General features: G+C 72.8%; 14 protein-coding genes. 6 read left to right on the top strand and 8 right to left on the bottom strand.

What is annotated here, in order from left to right; genetic code table 11:
- The 3 genes from VFZ70_18640 to VFZ70_18630 all read left to right on the top strand — a co-directional run.
- Positions 1-443, top strand: a 443-nt coding sequence (locus VFZ70_18640; protein ID HEX6257833.1) for a hypothetical protein, incomplete at its 5' end; no start/stop codon positions are given.
- 187 nt (positions 444-630) lie between these two features.
- Entirely contained in the window at positions 631-1,968 is a 1,338-nt protein-coding gene (locus VFZ70_18635; protein HEX6257832.1) for a hypothetical protein, read from the top strand.
- Positions 1,965-2,633, top strand: coding sequence for a class F sortase (locus VFZ70_18630; GenBank protein ID HEX6257831.1), 669 nt, complete (start codon positions 1,965-1,967; stop codon positions 2,631-2,633). The genes VFZ70_18635 and VFZ70_18630 overlap by 4 nt, the downstream gene beginning before the upstream one ends.
- Here the strand turns inward: VFZ70_18630 and VFZ70_18625 are convergent, their stop codons facing one another.
- Positions 2,634-3,299 (bottom strand): extensin family protein, encoded by a 666-nt coding sequence (locus VFZ70_18625; GenBank protein ID HEX6257830.1) that lies wholly within the window; start codon positions 3,297-3,299, stop codon positions 2,634-2,636.
- The gene (locus VFZ70_18620) at positions 3,286-4,260 is read right to left on the bottom strand and encodes a hypothetical protein (GenBank protein ID HEX6257829.1); all 975 of its coding nucleotides are present in this window, start codon (positions 4,258-4,260) and stop codon (positions 3,286-3,288) included. The genes VFZ70_18625 and VFZ70_18620 overlap by 14 nt, the downstream gene beginning before the upstream one ends.
- A gap of 482 nt (positions 4,261-4,742) precedes the next feature.
- On the opposite strand from VFZ70_18620, the gene VFZ70_18615 reads away from it, so the two are divergent.
- Entirely contained in the window at positions 4,743-5,471 is a 729-nt protein-coding gene (locus tag VFZ70_18615; GenBank protein ID HEX6257828.1) for a DsbA family oxidoreductase, read from the top strand.
- 26 nt (positions 5,472-5,497) lie between these two features.
- Positions 5,498-6,454 (top strand): LLM class flavin-dependent oxidoreductase, encoded by a 957-nt coding sequence (locus tag VFZ70_18610; GenBank protein ID HEX6257827.1) that lies wholly within the window; start codon positions 5,498-5,500, stop codon positions 6,452-6,454.
- Between the two features lie 35 nt (positions 6,455-6,489).
- On the opposite strand, the gene VFZ70_18605 is transcribed toward VFZ70_18610, so the two are convergent.
- Genes VFZ70_18605 through VFZ70_18595 form a run of 3 tightly spaced genes read right to left on the bottom strand, consistent with a single transcriptional unit; the run spans position 6,490 to position 13,987 of the window.
- The gene (locus VFZ70_18605; protein ID HEX6257826.1) at positions 6,490-7,491 is read right to left on the bottom strand and encodes an endonuclease/exonuclease/phosphatase family protein; all 1,002 of its coding nucleotides are present in this window, start codon (positions 7,489-7,491) and stop codon (positions 6,490-6,492) included.
- Positions 7,488-10,823 carry a UvrD-helicase domain-containing protein gene (locus VFZ70_18600; protein ID HEX6257825.1) on the bottom strand — a complete coding sequence of 1,112 codons (3,336 nt, stop codon included), beginning with the start codon at positions 10,821-10,823 and terminating at the stop codon, positions 7,488-7,490. The genes VFZ70_18605 and VFZ70_18600 overlap by 4 nt, the downstream gene beginning before the upstream one ends.
- A complete protein-coding gene (locus tag VFZ70_18595; protein ID HEX6257824.1) occupies positions 10,820-13,987 on the bottom strand; it encodes a PD-(D/E)XK nuclease family protein in 3,168 nt (1,055 codons plus the stop codon). Before VFZ70_18595 ends, VFZ70_18600 begins: the two co-directional genes overlap by 4 nt.
- Before the next feature lie 128 nt (positions 13,988-14,115).
- Between VFZ70_18595 and VFZ70_18590 the strand changes: the two genes are divergently transcribed.
- A complete protein-coding gene (locus VFZ70_18590) occupies positions 14,116-15,486 on the top strand; it encodes a hypothetical protein (GenBank protein HEX6257823.1) in 1,371 nt (456 codons plus the stop codon).
- Positions 15,487-15,531: 45 nt separating this feature from the next.
- Here VFZ70_18590 and VFZ70_18585 read toward each other — a convergent pair whose 3' ends face one another.
- The 3 genes from VFZ70_18585 to VFZ70_18575 form a co-directional block, all read right to left on the bottom strand.
- Positions 15,532-16,227, bottom strand: a complete 696-nt coding sequence (locus VFZ70_18585; protein HEX6257822.1) for a zf-HC2 domain-containing protein — start codon at positions 16,225-16,227, stop codon at positions 15,532-15,534.
- Entirely contained in the window at positions 16,224-16,727 is a 504-nt protein-coding gene (locus VFZ70_18580) for a sigma-70 family RNA polymerase sigma factor (protein ID HEX6257821.1), read from the bottom strand. The genes VFZ70_18585 and VFZ70_18580 overlap by 4 nt, the downstream gene beginning before the upstream one ends.
- Before the next feature lie 11 nt (positions 16,728-16,738).
- Positions 16,739-17,128 (bottom strand): hypothetical protein (locus tag VFZ70_18575; GenBank protein ID HEX6257820.1); only part of this gene is annotated, 390 nt, incomplete at its 5' end.

Raw genomic sequence — 17,128 nt, 5'->3', positions numbered from 1 at the left:
TCGCACCGATCACCACGCCGGTGCGGGTGGGGCTGCTGCTGGTGATCGGCCTCGCCGCGGTGGCACGTGACCTCGAGTGGATATCCGTGCGGCTGCCCCAGGCGGCCCGCCAGATCCCACGGGAGGTCCTGCAGGACGGCCCGGTCCGCGGTGCCTGGCAGTTCGGGTTCGCGCTCGGCACTTGCGTACGGACCTTCATGACCGGCTCGGCCCCCTACGTGGTCGGGGCCGCGATCATCCTGCTGCGCCCCCGTCCCGTCGAGGTGGCCATCGCCGCCGCCGGTGTGGCGCTTGGCCGCACGCTGCCGGTGATCCAGGCCATCGGCGCCGACCGGGAGCGGATGTTCACCGACATGACCATGGCGCAGCGCCACCTGACCGTCGTCACGGCCGTCCTCACCCTGTGCTGCTTCGTGGCACTGGCCGCCGCGGCAGCCGTCTGACGCCCGTCGATCACTGGCCCCCGCGGCCGCGGCCGGGCGTGTCCCGCGCGCGCAGGGCGGACTGTCGTGCGCCGCGGCCCGCGCCACCTCGATCCGCCTCACGAGTTACCCAATTCCGGGGATGGGCCGGCGCCGGCCGCCCGATACCGTGCCCTTGTGTCGGACGTAACGGGGAGGACGGTCAACGGTGGGACGCGGCGACGGCGACAAGACGCGGCTCCTCGCGACCGCCGGTGTCATCGTCCGGATCCTGCTGATCCTCGCCCTCATCGCCGTCGTCGTCCCGATGGTCACCGGCGAGACGGGCGTCCTGGACCGCCTGCTGCGCAGGGACACGTCGGCCAACCCGTGGGCGGAGGCCAGCGTGGTGTTCGCCCGCGACGGCGCCACCGGCGCGCAGCGTCGCGAGCTGCGGTCGCATCTGCAGGCGCACCTGGCGCATCACGCGACTCTGAGCGTCCGCTTCATGCGCGCCACCGTGTCCGGCGACCCCGAGTTCGTCGAGACCGCCAACGCGGTGCTGGTGCGCAACACCGAGGACCTGCGCACGACGTTGCAGCCGGCGATCGGCGAGCAGCTGGCGGGCCGCTTCGCGGCGCTGTGGGAGCAGCAGACGGGGCACCTGTTCAGCTACGCGGCGGCGGTCCGCGACGGCGACGACGCGGCCCTCGACGAGGCGCGCCACAGGCTCACCGAGTCGGTGGCGTCGCAGTCGGCCCTGCTCGACGACGCGACCGGCGGCCGCCTGGGCATCGACCTCGCCGCCGCGAAGCTGCAGATGCAGGTCGATCTGCTGCTGTTCCAGATCGACGCGTACGGGGAGCACGACTTCGCACAGGCGTACGAGCTGGAGCGCGAGGCGTTCGCCAACATGTACCCGCTGGGTGCGGCGATCGCCGCCGCGGCCGCCGGCAAGGACCCGCGCCACCTCTCGACCACGCCCCGCGAGGAGATCGCGTCGTCGGTGGCGCTGCTGCTCGACGAGCACGTCGAACTGTCGATCGACGTCATCCGTGCCGGCGCCAACGGCTCTCCGGAGTTCGGCGCCGCCGCCGCGGCGCTGGACGACAACACGACCGAGGTCACGCGGGCCATGCGGACGCTGCTCGGCCCGCAGCGGGCGGCGCGCTTCAACGGCCGCTGGGTCCGCCACATCGATCTGCTGATGCAGTACACCGTGGCCGTCGCCGAGGACGACGTCGCCGAGCGCACCCGGCTCCAGCGCAAGCTCGACGCCACGATGCGCAGCTTCGGTCCCGCGTTGGCGCGTGCCACGAACGGCCGCGTGGCGCCCCGTATGATGCGCACGGCCATGACGACCCACCAGTACCAGATGCTCGACCAGATCTCGGCCTTCGTCACCACCGACTACGAGCGCGCCCACGAGACCGCCTACGACGCCTACGTCCACATGAACGGTGCGGCGACGCGGCTCGGGCGGTCGCTGGGCGCGGCGGTCCGCGACGGCCTCCCCCGCGGCGGTGCCGCGACCGGCGGCGGCGGGATGGCGTCCGACTCGTCATGAGGCCCGGCCTCGGGGCAACCCGCCGGTTCGCCGCACTGGCCGTCCTGGTCGTCCTGCTGAGCGGCTGCGCCCAACTGGGCAGGGTCCCGGAGGCGACGTTCGACAGGACGGTCAGCTACTTCGACAGTTGGGCCGAGGCGCGGGAGGAGCCCGATCCGGCGGTACGCGTCGCAGCGGACCTGCGCGACTACGCACCGGATGGCTCGCAGGCGCGGACGGCCCCGGTGCGTGTGCGGCTGCCGAGCGTGGGGATCGCCAGCGACCTGGAACGGCTGGACCTCGCCGACGACGGCGCGATCCAGACACCGCGGGACTGGCAGCGGGCGGGCTGGTACCGCGGCGGTCCTCGACCGGGCGAGCTCGGGGCGGCCGTCATCCTGGGTCACGTCGACTCGAAGACCGGGCCCGCCGTGTTCCACCGCCTGAGCCGGCTGCGGCCCGGCGACGAGATCCTCGTCAGGCGCGCCGACAGATCGGTGGCGGTCTTCACCGTCGACCGCCTCGAACAGCACCGCAAGACGCGCTTCCCCACCGACGACGTGTACTTTCCCACACCCGAGCCGACGCTGCGCCTGGTCACCTGCGGAGGTGCGTTCGACCGCGAGGCGGGCAGCTACACCGACAACCTGGTGGTGTTCGCGACACTGGACGTCATACGGTCCTGATCACACGCGCTTGTTGCGCAGTGCCATCACCGCCAGGCGCCACAGGAAGCGCCGATAGATGCGGGGACTCGACGACACCCGGTGCGGGATGTCCATCCGCTCCTTCATGCGGCGGAACGCTCTGTGCGTCAGCGGTCCGTAGATGCCGTCGATCGCCAGCCCCGCGCCCATCATGACGTTCGCGGCGCGCTGCACGAACACGGTGTCGGAGCGGTAGTTGAGGTTGAACACCAGCGCGCCGCCGCCGTCGTCGACGTGGATGTGGTCGCGGTGCGCCGAGTTGTAGCTGGCGTCGAGCACGTACTTGAACCAGCGACGGGCCAGCGCGTCGACCCCGACGTAGCGTCGACGGCGCGCCCTCGTGGAGTTGTGATGCCCGTGGATGGGTCGGCACGCCGCGTTCTTCCAGCGGACGATGTCGAGGTCGAACGCACGGCCGAGACCGTGGTAGCCGGGCTTGGGCACGTACGCACCCGCCGTCGCGATCCACCGCAGTGGTCCGTACCATGCCGGCGCAGCGCTCGCGAGGCTGTAGGAGAAGTGGTCCAGCTTGTGCTCGAACTCCGACGTCGATCGGATGTAGACGGTCGTCAGCGCCGGCGACACCCTGACGTACCGCAGCGGCACGCCTCCGATCGTGCGGTAGACACGCTCAGTCGCCGACATACAGCGTCCCGCCCTCGAGCACGGGTGCACCACGGTGCGTGCCGACCACGACGATGTCTCCGGCGATGACGGCCAGGTCGGTGACGAGTGCATCGGAGCCGGCCAGCATCGCGAGGTCCAGCCGCGCCCGGCGCCAGCTCCGACCGCCGTTGCGGGAAACGAAGTAGTGCGGCTCGGGATCGAACAGACCGGCGCCCGCCACCAGCAGGCGTCCCCGGTCGACGCCGATGCCCTGCAGGGTCAGCCCGCGGAACGCGTCCCGCGAACCGTCGACGACCGTCCAGCGCTCGCCGTCCGGTGACGTCCACACGGCGCCGCCCTCGATGTCGACGCTGGTCGCGTACCAGGCGTCGTCGCCCACGGCGATCCCTGTGAACGCGCCCTCGTTGAACGCCGCGTCGTCGTCGTCGATGTCCACCCGCCGCCAGGTCGTGCCGTCTGTCGACGTCAGCACCAGCCCCCGCGTGGTCTGGGCACCGTCGTGATCGAGGATGCCGCCCACGGCGACCAGGCGGTCTCCGTCACAGGCGACGGCGATCAGGTCCGCGTGCGGGCCGACGACGTCCTCGAACGACTGACCGGACCAGCTCACACAGTCGGACGTCCACCACACGGTCGGTGCGCGGCGTCCACTGATGTACGTCACCTGCGTGTCGGGCCCTGGGACGATCCCGCTCTCGGCGATGCGCCGAACCACGCGCTCGACCGTCGCGCCGACCGCCACGTAGTCACCGCCGTAGCTGGCCACACCCCAGACCTCGGGGGTCTGATGCTCGGCCGCGCCGAGGGTGTGCTCGACCCACTGCCGGCCGTCGTCGGTGAGCCAGCCCAGCGGCTCCCCGTCGTCGGACATCCCCATCACCAGGACGCCACGCGCGCCCTTGGCGACGGCGCGGGGCTGGCCCCGGTCGGACAGCTGCGACCGGTGGATCGCCGTCGGGGTGGCGGCGACGGCCGGCATCGATGGTGCCTGCGTCGCGGCGCCACCTTCGGCTGCGCCTCCCGTCGCCCCCGCGGCCTCCGCCGGCGACCTCGGAGGTGCGGCCACCGATGGCGGCGGTGTCGGCCGTGGCGAGGGTGGCAGATCGACCCGGTTGCGAGCCGTATGATGGAACAGCAGGGTCGCACCGATGCCGACGGAGGTCCCGGTCAGGATCTGCCGTCGCGAGAGGAGCGTCTGGCTCCCACCGTGCCGCATCTCAGCGGTATCGGGCAATGATCCACCCCATTCGTCCGCACCCGGCGCCCCGTTCCGCGCACCGTCGACACCCACATCCGCGCTCCCCTGTGGCACCGACTGCGGGATCCTCGCGGAGGCTAGCGATCAGTGCGCGAAAAGCAACGATCTCCAACGGCCCACAGACGCGACAGATGAGCGAAACGGGAAGGAGCGACGGGGCCGGCGCGTTGGCAGAGGTGTCGACGACGGCGGAAGGAGTGCCGGTGCGGGTCGAGATCTGGTCCGACGTGGTCTGCCCGTGGTGTGCGATAGGCAAGGTCCGCTTCGAGCGGGCGCTCGCGGGCATGGGCGGTGGGGACAAGATCACCGTGCGGTACCGCAGCTTCGAGTTGGACCCGACCGCGCCACGTGTCGTCGACGGTGCCTACGTCGACCGGCTGGCAGCCAGGTACCGGACGTCGACCGCGCAGGCCCGGGCGATGATCGACCGCATGACGGCGCAGGCCGCAGCAGAGGGACTGACCTTCGACTTCGCCAACGCCCGGCCGGGCAACACGTTCGACGCCCACCGCCTGCTGCACCTCGCCGGCGACCACGGCGTGCAGCACGCGCTCAAGGACCGCCTGCTGACGGGCTACCTGTCAGAGGGCGCGGCGATCGGGACGCACGACGCGTTGCGCCGCCTCGCGTCCGACGCCGGACTCGACGACACCCGGGTGCGCGACACGCTCGCGGGCGATGCCTACGCGGACGCGGTCCGTGCCGACGAGCGGCAGGCCCGCGCCCACGGCATCACCGGCGTCCCGTTCTTCGTCATCGACGGCCGGTACGGCGTGTCGGGAGCCCAGCCGTCCGACGTGCTGCGGCAGGCGCTGACGCAGGTGCGCGAGGCCACCCGGGACGCCCACGCGGACCCCGTGGACGCCGACGACGCCGCGCACCGCGGTCACGACCCGCGCGCGTGCGCCGACGGGTCCTGCGCCATCGCCTGACCGCTGCCCGGGTAGGGTCCGGGTCCATGGACCTGCGCATCGGCATGTGCTTCGACCGGACGTTCCCGCCGAAGGTCGCCCCGGAGTTCGGGACGCGGCTCGAGGCGGCCGGCATCGACCAGTTGTGGGTGATCGAGGACGTCTTCCACACGACCGGCATCGTCCTGGCCGCGGCCGCGCTGACACGGACCGCCGATCTCACGGTCGGCATGGGCATCCTGCCGGCGGTCGCCCGCAACCCGGCCGTGACCGCCATGGAGATCGCCACGCTGGCGGGTCTGGCCCCCGGTCGCCTCATCGCCGGCATCGGCCACGGCGTGCAGGAGTGGATGGGGCAGATGGGCGCGCGTCCGGCGTCGCCGCTGACCACGCTCGAGGAGGTGCTGACGGCCGTCCGGCGCCTGCTGCGCGGTGAGACGGTGACCGCCCATGGCAGCCACGTGACGCTGGACGCGGTGGCGCTGGAGCAGCCGCCCGACCCGGTTCCACCCGTGCTCGCGGGCGTTCGGGGACCCAGGTCGCTGGCGCTGGCCGGTCGTGTCGCCGACGGGCTGGTCCTGGCCGAGGGCGCCGGCCCCAGCTACGTGCGGTCGGCCATCGCGCTGGCCGGTGCCCCGCACCCGTTCCGCGTGTCGGCGTTCACCGCGCTGTGTGTCACGGACGACCCGCGCGACGCCCGTCGCATCATGACACCGTTCGTGGCGCAGCTGCTGGCGTCGCCGACAGCCAACATCCGCGCGCATCCGCACATTGACGACCTGGTCGAGCGCTGGGAACGGCGCGGCGACGCCGGGATCACGGACATGCCGGTCGACTGGTGGGGTGAGATCGGCGCCATCGGCACCCTCGACGACGCGGTGGCGCACGTCGCGGCACTGCACGAGGCCGGCGCCGACGATGTCGCGCTGTTCCCGGCGGCGGACGTGGACATCGCACGCAGCCAGATCGACGACGTCATGCGGGTCGCAGGCGCACTGCGCTGATCGCGGAGCAGCTTGGGGGTGACGCCGGCGACGGGTCAACCGGACCCGGCCGTCTCGCGTGGCGTCAGGGTGACCTCCGTGACGATCATCCGGTGATCGCTGCCTGAGAACGCCGCGTGCTCCCGTGCGACCGCGTGCACCCCGTCGCTGAGCAGCACATGGTCGAGCGGGATGCCGACCGCGGGCGCGCCGAACGTCGGCAGCACGGTGGGGCCGCGCAGGCCGGCGTCGAGCAGACGGCGCATCGACGGTGACCACGGCGTGGTGTTGCAGTCACACGCCAGCACGTGCGGAACCTTCCGTGGCAGCACACCCTCGACCAGCGCGGCGATCGACCGGCGGTGGCTGTCGGCCCATCGCTCGACCAGCGGGGGCAGCGGATGGAACGCGACGACGTCGAGCGGCTGACCCGCGATCTCGGCGCGGACGATGGTGGCGGGCCGTCCACCGTCAACCGGCACGACCGAGGCCGGCCATGCCCCGCGCGCGAGCACGACCGGGGGCGCGGTCGCGGCGTCAGCAGGCGCCGACGCGGTCAGCAGCGCATGCCGGTTCAGGCGTCGATCGAGCTCGCCGGCGATGTCCTCGCTCTCGAGCAGGACGACCAGATCGGCGTCGGCGTCGCTGATCGCGCTGGCGAAGGCGTCGGCGTCGCCGGCCTCGACGCCGGTGTTGTGCACGGCGATGCGCAACGTCTCGGAGCGCGCCGCGTCGACGGTCTCCAGTGCCTGCAACGGCGCGACGAGGCTCGCCACCATGCCGGCGGCGGCGACCGCCGCGGGCACACCGGAACGCCACCACCCCAGCCTCAGCAGCGTCGCCGCGACGGCGAGCATGACGATCGTCTGCGGCCAGCGGAGATAGGTCGCGAGCACCCACGGCCACTGACCGCCTGACAGAACCCCGCCGAGCACGGCGAGCGCCACGACCGCCGCCACCACCTGCGCGACCACACCGATGACCCGGTCCCGCCGCTGTCGGGCGCGTGCCGCCCGTCGCCGGGCGCGGGTGCGCGGTGTGACCTTCGTGTCCGTCACGAGGCGGCAACCGCCCGACGGACGGCACGCATCGCCGCGCGCAGACGGGGCAGCGTCCGCTCCACGACGCCGTCCGGCGTGAGGAACACGAACACCACGCGCGCCACCGCTTCGCCGGTTGCCGCCTCGACAGCGACCGCGTACGAGCCGCCCTGCGCGCGGTAGCCGTCGACCCGCGCGTCGAGGTCAGCCGACGACGACGCGGTCTTGTAGTCGACGATCACCAGCCCCTCATCACAGCGGTACAGCAGGTCGACGTACCCCTCGAGCGTGCGGCCCCCCACGGTGGTCGCGACGAAGGTCTCACGCCAGCGCGGGCAGGTGACCGCCTCGCGGACCGCCGGCGCCTCGAGTGCGGCGCCGGCGAGCCGTTCGACGTCGGCCTCGCGTCCGATCACACCCTCCGCGGCGGCCTGTGCCGCCGCTGCCTCGGCCAGCCCCGCGCCGGTCGACAGGTCGATCGTCTGGAGCACGGCGTGCACGGCGCGGCCGATCGCCGTGCCGTAGCGGCCGCGCAACCACGGAGCGAGATCGAGATCGCGCGGCTGCTTGTCGACACCGGCCGCCGCCTCGTCGTCGAGGTCGCCGTCGGCGGGCAGCGTCACGTCGCTCGCACCGACGGTCCGGGGCCGGCCGGCGTCGGCGAGCGCCTGCTCCCGCCGCGAGGCCCACTCGGCCAGTGGGGGCAGGGGCGGCGGCGCCGGGCGCGGCTCGGGCAGCACCAGTTGACGGACCCTGGGCGCGACGCCGACTGCGTGCCCGGCACCGTCGGCCGCGTCCGCGACCAGCTCCGCGCCCGTCCACCGCTGCCGATCAGCCGGCAGGTTGCGCCGCCTGCGATGCACCGACACGACCAGGTGGTCGCGGGCGCGGGTGCTCGCGACGTACAGCAGGCGCAGCTTCTCATGGTGGTCCATCTGCTCATCGACCGGCTTGAACTCCTCGAACTCCGGTGTCGACAGGTCACGACCCACCTTGAGGCCCACCGCGCCGTCGGGTGGGAAGCTGACGCGAACCCGCGCGTGCCGGCCGCTGAACCGCGTGGTCATGCCCGACAGCACCACGATCGGGAACTCGAGCCCTTTCGCCGCGTGGATCGTCATGATCCGCACCGAGTCGTCGTCGGTCTCCGGCAGGATCGTCTCGGCGACACGCGTGGTCTCCGACGCCTGCATCCGAGCCCACTCGACGTACTGGCGCAACGTGCCGGCCTCGGCCGCACTCCAGGCTCTGGCCTGATCGATCACGAAGCGCATGCGACGCCACAGATCGCGCGGACGGTGGTAGGCGTACCCCAGCTCGAACAGCCGCCGGTCGCGCACGATGCGTTCGAGGACCTCCGACGGTGTGAGCCACACGAGCTCGTCGTACAGCCCGCGCAGGTACGCGAGCGACGCGACCACCGGATGATCGGTCGGAAGGTCGTCACGCTCCGGCGCGATGACGCTCAGCGCACCCGCCATCCCGAGGCGATAGGTGACGAGATCGTCGTCACCGCACGCGAACAGCGGTGAGCGCAGCGCGGTCACCAGCGCCAGCTGATCCGTCGGATCCGCAAGCGCGCGGACGGTCGCCAGCAGCTCCCGGACCTCACGTGTCGAGTAGACCAGCGAACTTGTCTCGGCGCGGTAGGCGATGTCCTCGGCATCGAGGGCGCGTTCGAGGGCGGCGAGCGATGTCCGCGCCGGCAGCAGCACGGCGATGTCGCCCGGGACCGCCGGACGCCACGCCCCGCGACCCCGCTCGACGTACGAGACCTGCCAGTCGAGCGCCGCGCGCACGGCGGTCGCGACGTCGGCCGCCTCGCGCGCCCGCAGCGCGTCGGCGTCGGGATCGTCGGTGTGCAGCGCGGTTCCGAGCAGCGCGACGCCCGGGCCGGTCGGGGCCGCGGACCTGTCGGGCGCGGCGTCCAACGGGTCGTACGTCGGCTGCGACCCCTGCTGGGCGGTGATCAGTCGCCCGAACGTGTGGTTGACCCATGCGATCACGGCCGGCGAGGACCGGAAGTTGGTCGTCAACGACACCACCGGGTCGCCGAGCACGTCACGGGTCCGTAGGAAGACGTCGACGTCAGCGCGACGGAACCGGTAGATCGACTGCTTGGGATCGCCGACGAAGAACAGCCGGCCCGGGTCGGTCGCCACCCGGTCCCACGGCCGCCGTCCCGCGTCCGGGTCGCCGGAGGCGATCAGGACCGCGAGCTCGATCTGGATGGGATCGGTGTCCTGGAACTCGTCCAGCAGGAGCCGCTGGTAGCGGTCGCGCAGCTGCCTGCGGACGGCCCAGCCGTGGTCCGGATCGCGCAGGAGCCCGCGGGCCATGACGAGCAGGTCGTGGAACTCCAGCCGGCCGCCGGCCCGCCGCTGCTCGGCCGATTCCCGCGTGAAGTCCGCGATCTCCACTGCGATCCGTCGCAGCGCCGATCCCGCCACCTCGTCGGCGAGGCCGGCCCGCCGCGCGCCGACCGCTCGGAGCGCGTCGACGACCGCCTGCTTGTCCGACCAGTTCGTCCTTCGGCCCAGGTTCTTCGGGAACTTCACGTCCGGGTCCCGCAGGAGCGTCAGCAGCTCGAACTCGTCGGTGGCGGCGCGCAGGCGCGCGGCGTGCTCGGCGATGGGACCGGTCAGGTGTGCCAGCAACTTGTCGGCATCGGCGGTGCACTCGTCGCACCGCGCGAGCAGCTCGTCGAACGCCGCGACCAGCGGAGCGACGTCCAGCACCGGGGGCTCGGCACGGCCCCACGGCAGGCGCGCTGGATCGGCGACCACATCCCAGTTGTCCTCGAGCACCCCTGCGAGGTGCCGCAGGTCGTCGAGGCGGACGCCGGCGCTGAACAGCAGGAGCAGCGTGCGTCGCAGCTGCGGCGCGTCGAGGAGCCGCTCGCGGAATCGCCGCCAGCGTTCGCCGAACTCGAGCTGGGAGCCGACCTCGTCGAGCACGTCGACGTTGGGGGGCAGGCCTGCCTCGATCGGGTGCTCGGTGAGGATCCGCTGCGCGAACGCGTGCAGTGTCGAGATCGCGGCCGCATCGATCTGGTCGAGCGCGAGCCGCAGCTGCGGGGCGTCCGGATCGTCCGGGTCGCCGGCCGCCTGCACGAGCCGGCTGCGGATGCGGTCGCGCAGCTCGGTCGCGGCCTTCTCGGTGAAGGTGATGGCGGCGATCGCACGCATCTCGACGCCGGACCGCACGAGCGCGAGCACACGGTCCACCAATGACCGTGTCTTGCCCGAACCCGCGCCGGCCTCGACGAACAGGGTCGTGTCGAGCTCGTCGCGCAGGCGCGCACGGGCCGCGTCGTCGACCAGGTCGGGCGCGCGGGTGGTCGCGCTCACGTCGAAGCTCCAACGGGCGTCGCGGTCCGGGTGACGGCCTCGGGCTCGACCAGGGCCACGTAGTCACGCAACGCGGGGTCGGAACGCACGCGCTCCCATGTCCGCCGCAGCTCGGTCGTACCGAGGCCGTCGGGATCGCAGTACTCACAGCGCACATAGCCGTACGACGGCCTCTCCGGCGGGCGCATCGGGAACACGCCGTCGCTGATGCCGTCGACGACGAGGCGCAGCGCCTCCCGCAGGCGCGTGTGCACCTCGTCGGTCAGCTCGTGCACGATCCGCGCGCCGTCCCCCTCGTGGGTGATGAACCAGTACTCGGCGTACACCCGCGGTGCGCCGCCGTGCCGTTCCCGCGCGGCGAGGCCGTAGATGGGCAACTGCAGCCTCAGCCCGCCTCCGAACGGGTCGTCGGCGAGGTCGCGGTAGCGCGAGGACCTGCCCGTCTTGTAGTCGGCCACGTACACCGCGCCGTCAGCCGCCACATCCACCCGGTCGACGAAGCCCCGGACCCGCAGCCGGCGGTCCGGGCCGACGGCGATCTCCAGCTCCGGCTGCCCGGACGCGAACCCGAAGGCCAACTCGGTCACGTCGGGCACGAGACCGTGCCGGCGGCGACGTTCGGTGTCACGGGCGACGAACTCGGCGAGGTCCGCGGCGATGCGCGCGCGGTCGAGGCTCCACAGCAGCCGGTGGCCAGTGACCCCGCGCCGCTCGGCGTCATCGAGTGCGGCATCGGCCAGTGTCGCGAGCGCGGCGACGGCGTCCTGTGGCCATGGCTGATCGGGACGCGGCGCGCCCTCCGCGATGCGCTGCGTCAACCAGCGGTCGAGCACATCATGCACCAGCGAGCCCCGCTCGAGCGGTGAGATGCGCAGCAGTTCCTCGGGGTTGTCGATCCGGCTGACGCGCAGCACGTGGCGCAGCAGGTACGCGTGGGGGCAGTCGAGGTACTGCTCGAGCGCCGTCGCCGACGCTGCGCGGGTGTCGAGGTGCGCGGCCACCAACCGTGCCGCCGCGCCCCGCAGGCGGCCGGTGAATCGGCCGAACTCGCCGGCGGCGCGTTGGCGCACGACCTCCGCGGCACGCGCCAGGGGCGCGTCGACCACGTCGGCCGCGGGCAGCACACCGACCGGCCGCGTGCCGACCGCCGCGTCCGCCAACGTGCGCAGCGCGTACTGCCGCGCCGTGGCGGGCTCATCCACGGTCCGCATCCGTCCGGCGAACGACGGCACGGTCGTCAACCAGGGCGCCGACGTCGGCAGCGTGCGGTGACCGTGCAACCGCTCCACCGCGTCACCCAGCCAACGCGACGGCACGTGCTCGGCACTGCGCCGCAGATCGCCGCGTGGGAAGACCAGCACGCGCCGCTCACGCGCCGCGGCCAGCGTCGCCAGCAGGTGGCGGCGCTCGACGCCTGCCCGCTCGTCACGTGGGCGCAACTGGCCGTCGACCGTGCGTCGCGCGACATCCGGCAGCAGGGAGTCCTCACGTGGTCGGGTGGGCGTCAGTCCCTCCGCCATGCCCAGCACGACCACGACATCGAGGTCGACGCCGAGCACCGACGCGGGCGTGCCGACCAGGACGCCCTCCCCCAGCCGGCCCACGCGGCCGAGATCGTCGTCCAGCTCGGCCGCCAGTGCCCGTGCGAAGGTCTCCAGGTCCGTGGACGGCTCGGCGTCGTCGAGGCCCGCGAGCCGGTCCAGCGCCGCATCGACGCGGTCGGCGGCGTCCCGCTCGATCGACGGCCACGCGTCACGCCGGCGGGCGATCCAACGCGTGACCATGCCACGCGCCCAGGCCGCGAGAGCACCCCACCGGTCGAGGCGGCGCGCCCGGTCGAGCTCGCGACCGAGCTCGTCGACGGTCGCCGCCAGGTGCCGGGCGCGCTCGGCCGCGCGCCGGTCGCTGTCGGGGAGCCAGTCCGGCGCGTCCGGGTCGGGGCGGTCCGCGCGTTGCGCGTACCACGCAGCGTGGCGCTCCAGGCGGTCCGCCCACTCACGGCGACCCCGGACGACGCCGGCGTCACGGCTGATGCGCTCCCACGTGGTCGTGGGCAGGCGCCCGCCGCGTGCCGAGACCACCGGCGCGCAGGTGAGCAGCCCCATGACGGCGGGGCGCGCGAAGTCGTGCTCGGGGAGCGCCAGCAGGTCGAGCAGCCAGCGCCCGACCACGCGGTCGGCCAGGGGCCGGACCGCGTCGCCGTTGCACGCGACGCCGGCCGCGGCGAGCTGCTCGTGCAGGATCCGTGCGTAGGGCTCCGGCTGGGGGTAGGTGACGGCGATGCGCGCCAGCGGGACGCCCTCGTTGGCGGCCGCGCACACGCGCTCGACCGCGGTCCGCGCCTCCTCCTCGGCATCGGAGACCGACACGATCTCATCGACCGCGGGCGGCGCTGACGGCACCGGCGCGGGTTCAGCCACCCCCAGCCGCCGCAACGACGTGAGGACGTCGGCGTCAGCGTCCGCGGCTCCGGTCATGCCCGCGATGACCTCCACGGGTGCCGCCTCCGCCAGCGTGGCGAGCAACGCGCCGGACGCGACCGTGAGCTCCTGCGGCAGGTGGACGATCACCGTGCCGAGGTCCTCCAGCACCGACGAACCGGCGCGCACGGCATCGGCGGCGGCGCCCATCAGGTCCGCCTCGTCGTACCAGTCGGACGCCAGCCGCGCCCGCACGCGGCGATGGATGCGCAGCACGTGCCGCACACGCGTCAAGGGCGATGACGCCAGCCGGTCGAGCGCGTCCGGCGTCAGCTGTGACAGCTCGCGGTAGGCCCGGACCAGGGCCTGCTCGGTCGACGGGTGATCGACCACGGGCGCGAAGATTCCCGGCGACGAGCGCAGCACGTCCCGCACGACCGCTGCGAGCAGCGGCGTCGAGATGGGACGCCGGCCGGCCGCCGCCAACGCGGGGGCGCCCAGCAGCTCCGCCAGCCGGTACACGGTCAGCAGGCTCAGCCCGACGATCCCCGTCCCACGGGTCGTGACCGGGCCCGGTGCGCCCGATGCGAGCAGTCTGCGCATCGACACGCCGACGTAGTTGGTGGGCACCAGCACGCTGACCGGCTGGAGGGGGTCCTCGGCCTTGGCTGCGGAGATCCGCTCCCGCAGTGCGACGGCGGCGGCGCGCCCGTAGGGCGTGACGTACAACGACGGCGCTGGCATTGGTAGTCAGGATAGGCACGGGCGGTCAGCGCTGGCGGCACCCTTGGCCGCCGCGGCCGTGGACCTTGATCGTCATTCCCCGGGGCCGGCGTCTGCGCGATACTGCACCCAAGCGAAACGGATGGCGAGTGGACGGGAACGACGGGCAGGATCGCGCCGCCAAGGCGTTCGAGCAGACCGCCAAGGCGTTCGAGCAGGCTGCCAAGGCCTTCGAGCAGACGGCGGGGGCGTTCGAGCCGAGCAGGCCGCGCGCCGAGCGGTCCAGTTCGCCACAGCCCCCCGACCCCCAGCCCGTCAGGGATCAGGGCCGCCAGCTCCGCGAGTTCGTGCAGGCCGCGATCATCGGGGTCGCGCTGGGTCTTGTCATCCACTTCGGCCTGCCGCCCGTGGGCGACGACGGCGAGCCCTACACCGGTGTCGGCGACGGGCTCGTCTTCGCCCGCTGTGACGAGCCCGTGCTCGGGCTGTTCCAGCCGTCGGTCGAGCTGTGGCAGGTGAGCGACGACGACCTGCGGGTCGGCGACGGGGACGGGAACATTGAGGTCCAAAAGCATCATGAGGTCGACCTGCCGGCGCACAGCCGACTGGCGTACTCCTGTGACACCGTCGGCGGCCTGGCACGGCGCTTGTTCGACGACGACTTCACCCACACCGTCGTGACGATCCGCACGCCGTCCACGGGGGCCGAGCGCGTGCACCTGGTCGACCTGACGGGCAGGGAGGAGCCACGCCAGCTCAGCCCGGAACCGGATGCGGAATACGCCCCGCTGCCACACGACGATCTGGCCGTGTTCGGGCCGGACAACGACACCGTGTGGTACCGCTCGGCCAACGACGAGACGGTGTACTCGGCCGCGATCGGGGGCGGCGAGCCTTCACCGGTCGCGCTGCTCAACGCTGACGCGGTCGCATTCACGGTGTTCGACGCCGCCGAGCGCCGCATCCTCGCCCAAGGTGACCCCAGCGCCGACCACTACACCGTCGAGCTGGCGCTGCCGAACCCGATTGGCGACCTGGCGGTCACCACCCGCACCCTGTACACCGCTGATGAGGGCGACCCGGTGCGGCTGACCTGCGAGGTGTTCGTCGACGCGCCAGATCTGTGCGGCGGCCGTGCGGGAATTGCCGCCGTGACGGTGCGACCGGCCGCGTGGCTCGACGACCGCACGCTGATCGCGATCGCGGATCCCGCAGGGGAGGGCAACACGCTGGTCCGGGTCGAGATCGACGAACTCGACCGCCTGTGGGCGTGCCCGGCGGTACCGCCCAGTGACTGGACGCACCTGTCGGTCGCCGGCGCCCCCGACGGCGACGAGTTCGTGACGGTCGCCGAGCGCAACGGCGAGCGCAAGCTGTTCGCCAAGAGCACCTTCGCGGACGGCGACGAGCCTCCGATCGAGGGGGCGACGCTCACGCTGCCCGGCGACGCCCGGCTGGTCGCGTGGACGTCGGCGGTCGCCGAACGCTCGATCGTCCCGCAGATCTGCGCCACGGAGTGAGGGATCCGACCGTGGCCGTCATGGCGCGTCCGGCGCCACGGCCGCTCACCACTGCCTCGCCGTCTCGCGGTCCTCGTCCGACAACTCGAAGACGAGGATGACCTGACCGTCGCGGTCGGTCACCTCGACGCGCGCGAGGTCCGAGCGTGCGATCGAGCTCGCTCCGCGGACCTTCGCGTTGCCGGAGGCGGTCTGCCCCCATGAACCCGCGCGCTCACGGCGCCCGTCGTCGGCGACCGCCCACAGGACGTAGCCGTCACGGCGTGGAAGATCCGCGGCGGCGAGCTCCACCGTGGTGCCCCACTCCCACGCGATCGCCGCGACCTCGCCGGTGGTCGCCTCTGCCGCCGACGTGACCGGTTCCGCCACGACGACGACGCGGTCAGGCTCAGATGCCCACGGCTCCGCCGCGACGACGGCGACCACCGCGGCGGCGATGCACGCCGCGATCGCGACCACCCGCCAGCGCCGAACCTGACGGCGCAGCGTCCGCTCGTGCTCCGCGAGCCGCAGGATGACACCGTCGAGCAGGTCACGGGCCGGCACGAGCAGGTCGCTGCGCGCCTCCTCCTCGCTGACCCGACCGAGCAGACCGGGCAGTGGCGTGAGCCGGGCCAGTTCGTCGGCACAGTCGCGGCAGTCGCGGATGTGCTGCTCGAGGGCACGGCGTGCCGCAGGGTCGAGGGATCCGACGACGTACGCGGCGAGCGCCTCGCGTTGCTGGGTGTGCTCGGGAGTCATCCGACCACCCCCATCTCCTCGAGGCGCAGCCGCAGCGCGCGCAGGCCGTAGTAGAGGCGGGACTTGACCGTGCCTTCGGGCACCCCGAGCAGGCCGGCGGCCTCGCTGACGGTGTGCCCCCGGTAGTGGCACGCGAAGATGGCCTCGCGGTGGGCGCGGGACAACCCGGCCAGCGCATCCGCGACCTGCCACGCCTCGAGCATGCGGTCGATGTCGTCGACGGGGTCGGCGACGACCGGCAGTTCCTGCTCGTCGGGGCGTGCGTCGCGGCGGCGTGTCCGGTCGATCACGAGGTTGCGGGCGATCGCGAACAGCCACGCCGCGACCGGGCCACGGCTGGCGTCGTACCGGTCGCGGGCCCGCCATGCGCGTACCAGGGTGTCCTGCACGACCTCCTCGGCGGCCTGCGCGTCACCCAGTCGACGCACGGCGAAGACGTACAAGGGGCCGGCGTAGCCGTCATGCAACGCCCGCACCGAGTCGACGCCGCCAGTGCCCATGGTCAGCCGTTCTAGTACCCGCCTCTGTCGGACGTCGAGGCCTGGCTGACCTCCTCGGTGATCTTCTGACCGTCGGGGTCGACGACCCACCAGATGTCACCGACGGCCTGGCCGTTGAGGTCGCCGGGGGCCTGGTCGCCCGCGAAGTAGTAGAGCGGTTGACCATCGTAGGTCACCTGCATCGTGCCGTCGTCCCGTTCGGAGGAACCCAGCAGGCCGTCGTCGACACCGTCGCCGGCGCTCACGTCACCGGTGAACGCGGGCCAGTTCGCCTCGCAGTCGTCGTAACAGGTGCTGTTCCCGTCGGTGTCGTTGTCGAACACGTAGAGCGTCATGCCCTCACCGTCGACGAGGATCTCGCCGAGGTCGCTGTCGGTGACCTCGATTGCACCCCCGCCCTC

It is taken from the genome of Euzebyales bacterium (assembly GCA_036374135.1).
GTDB lineage: Bacteria > Actinomycetota > Nitriliruptoria > Euzebyales > JAHELV01 > JAHELV01.
The sequence above is the reverse complement of the archived record's forward strand: the minus strand, read 5'-3'. Positions and strand labels throughout refer to the sequence as shown.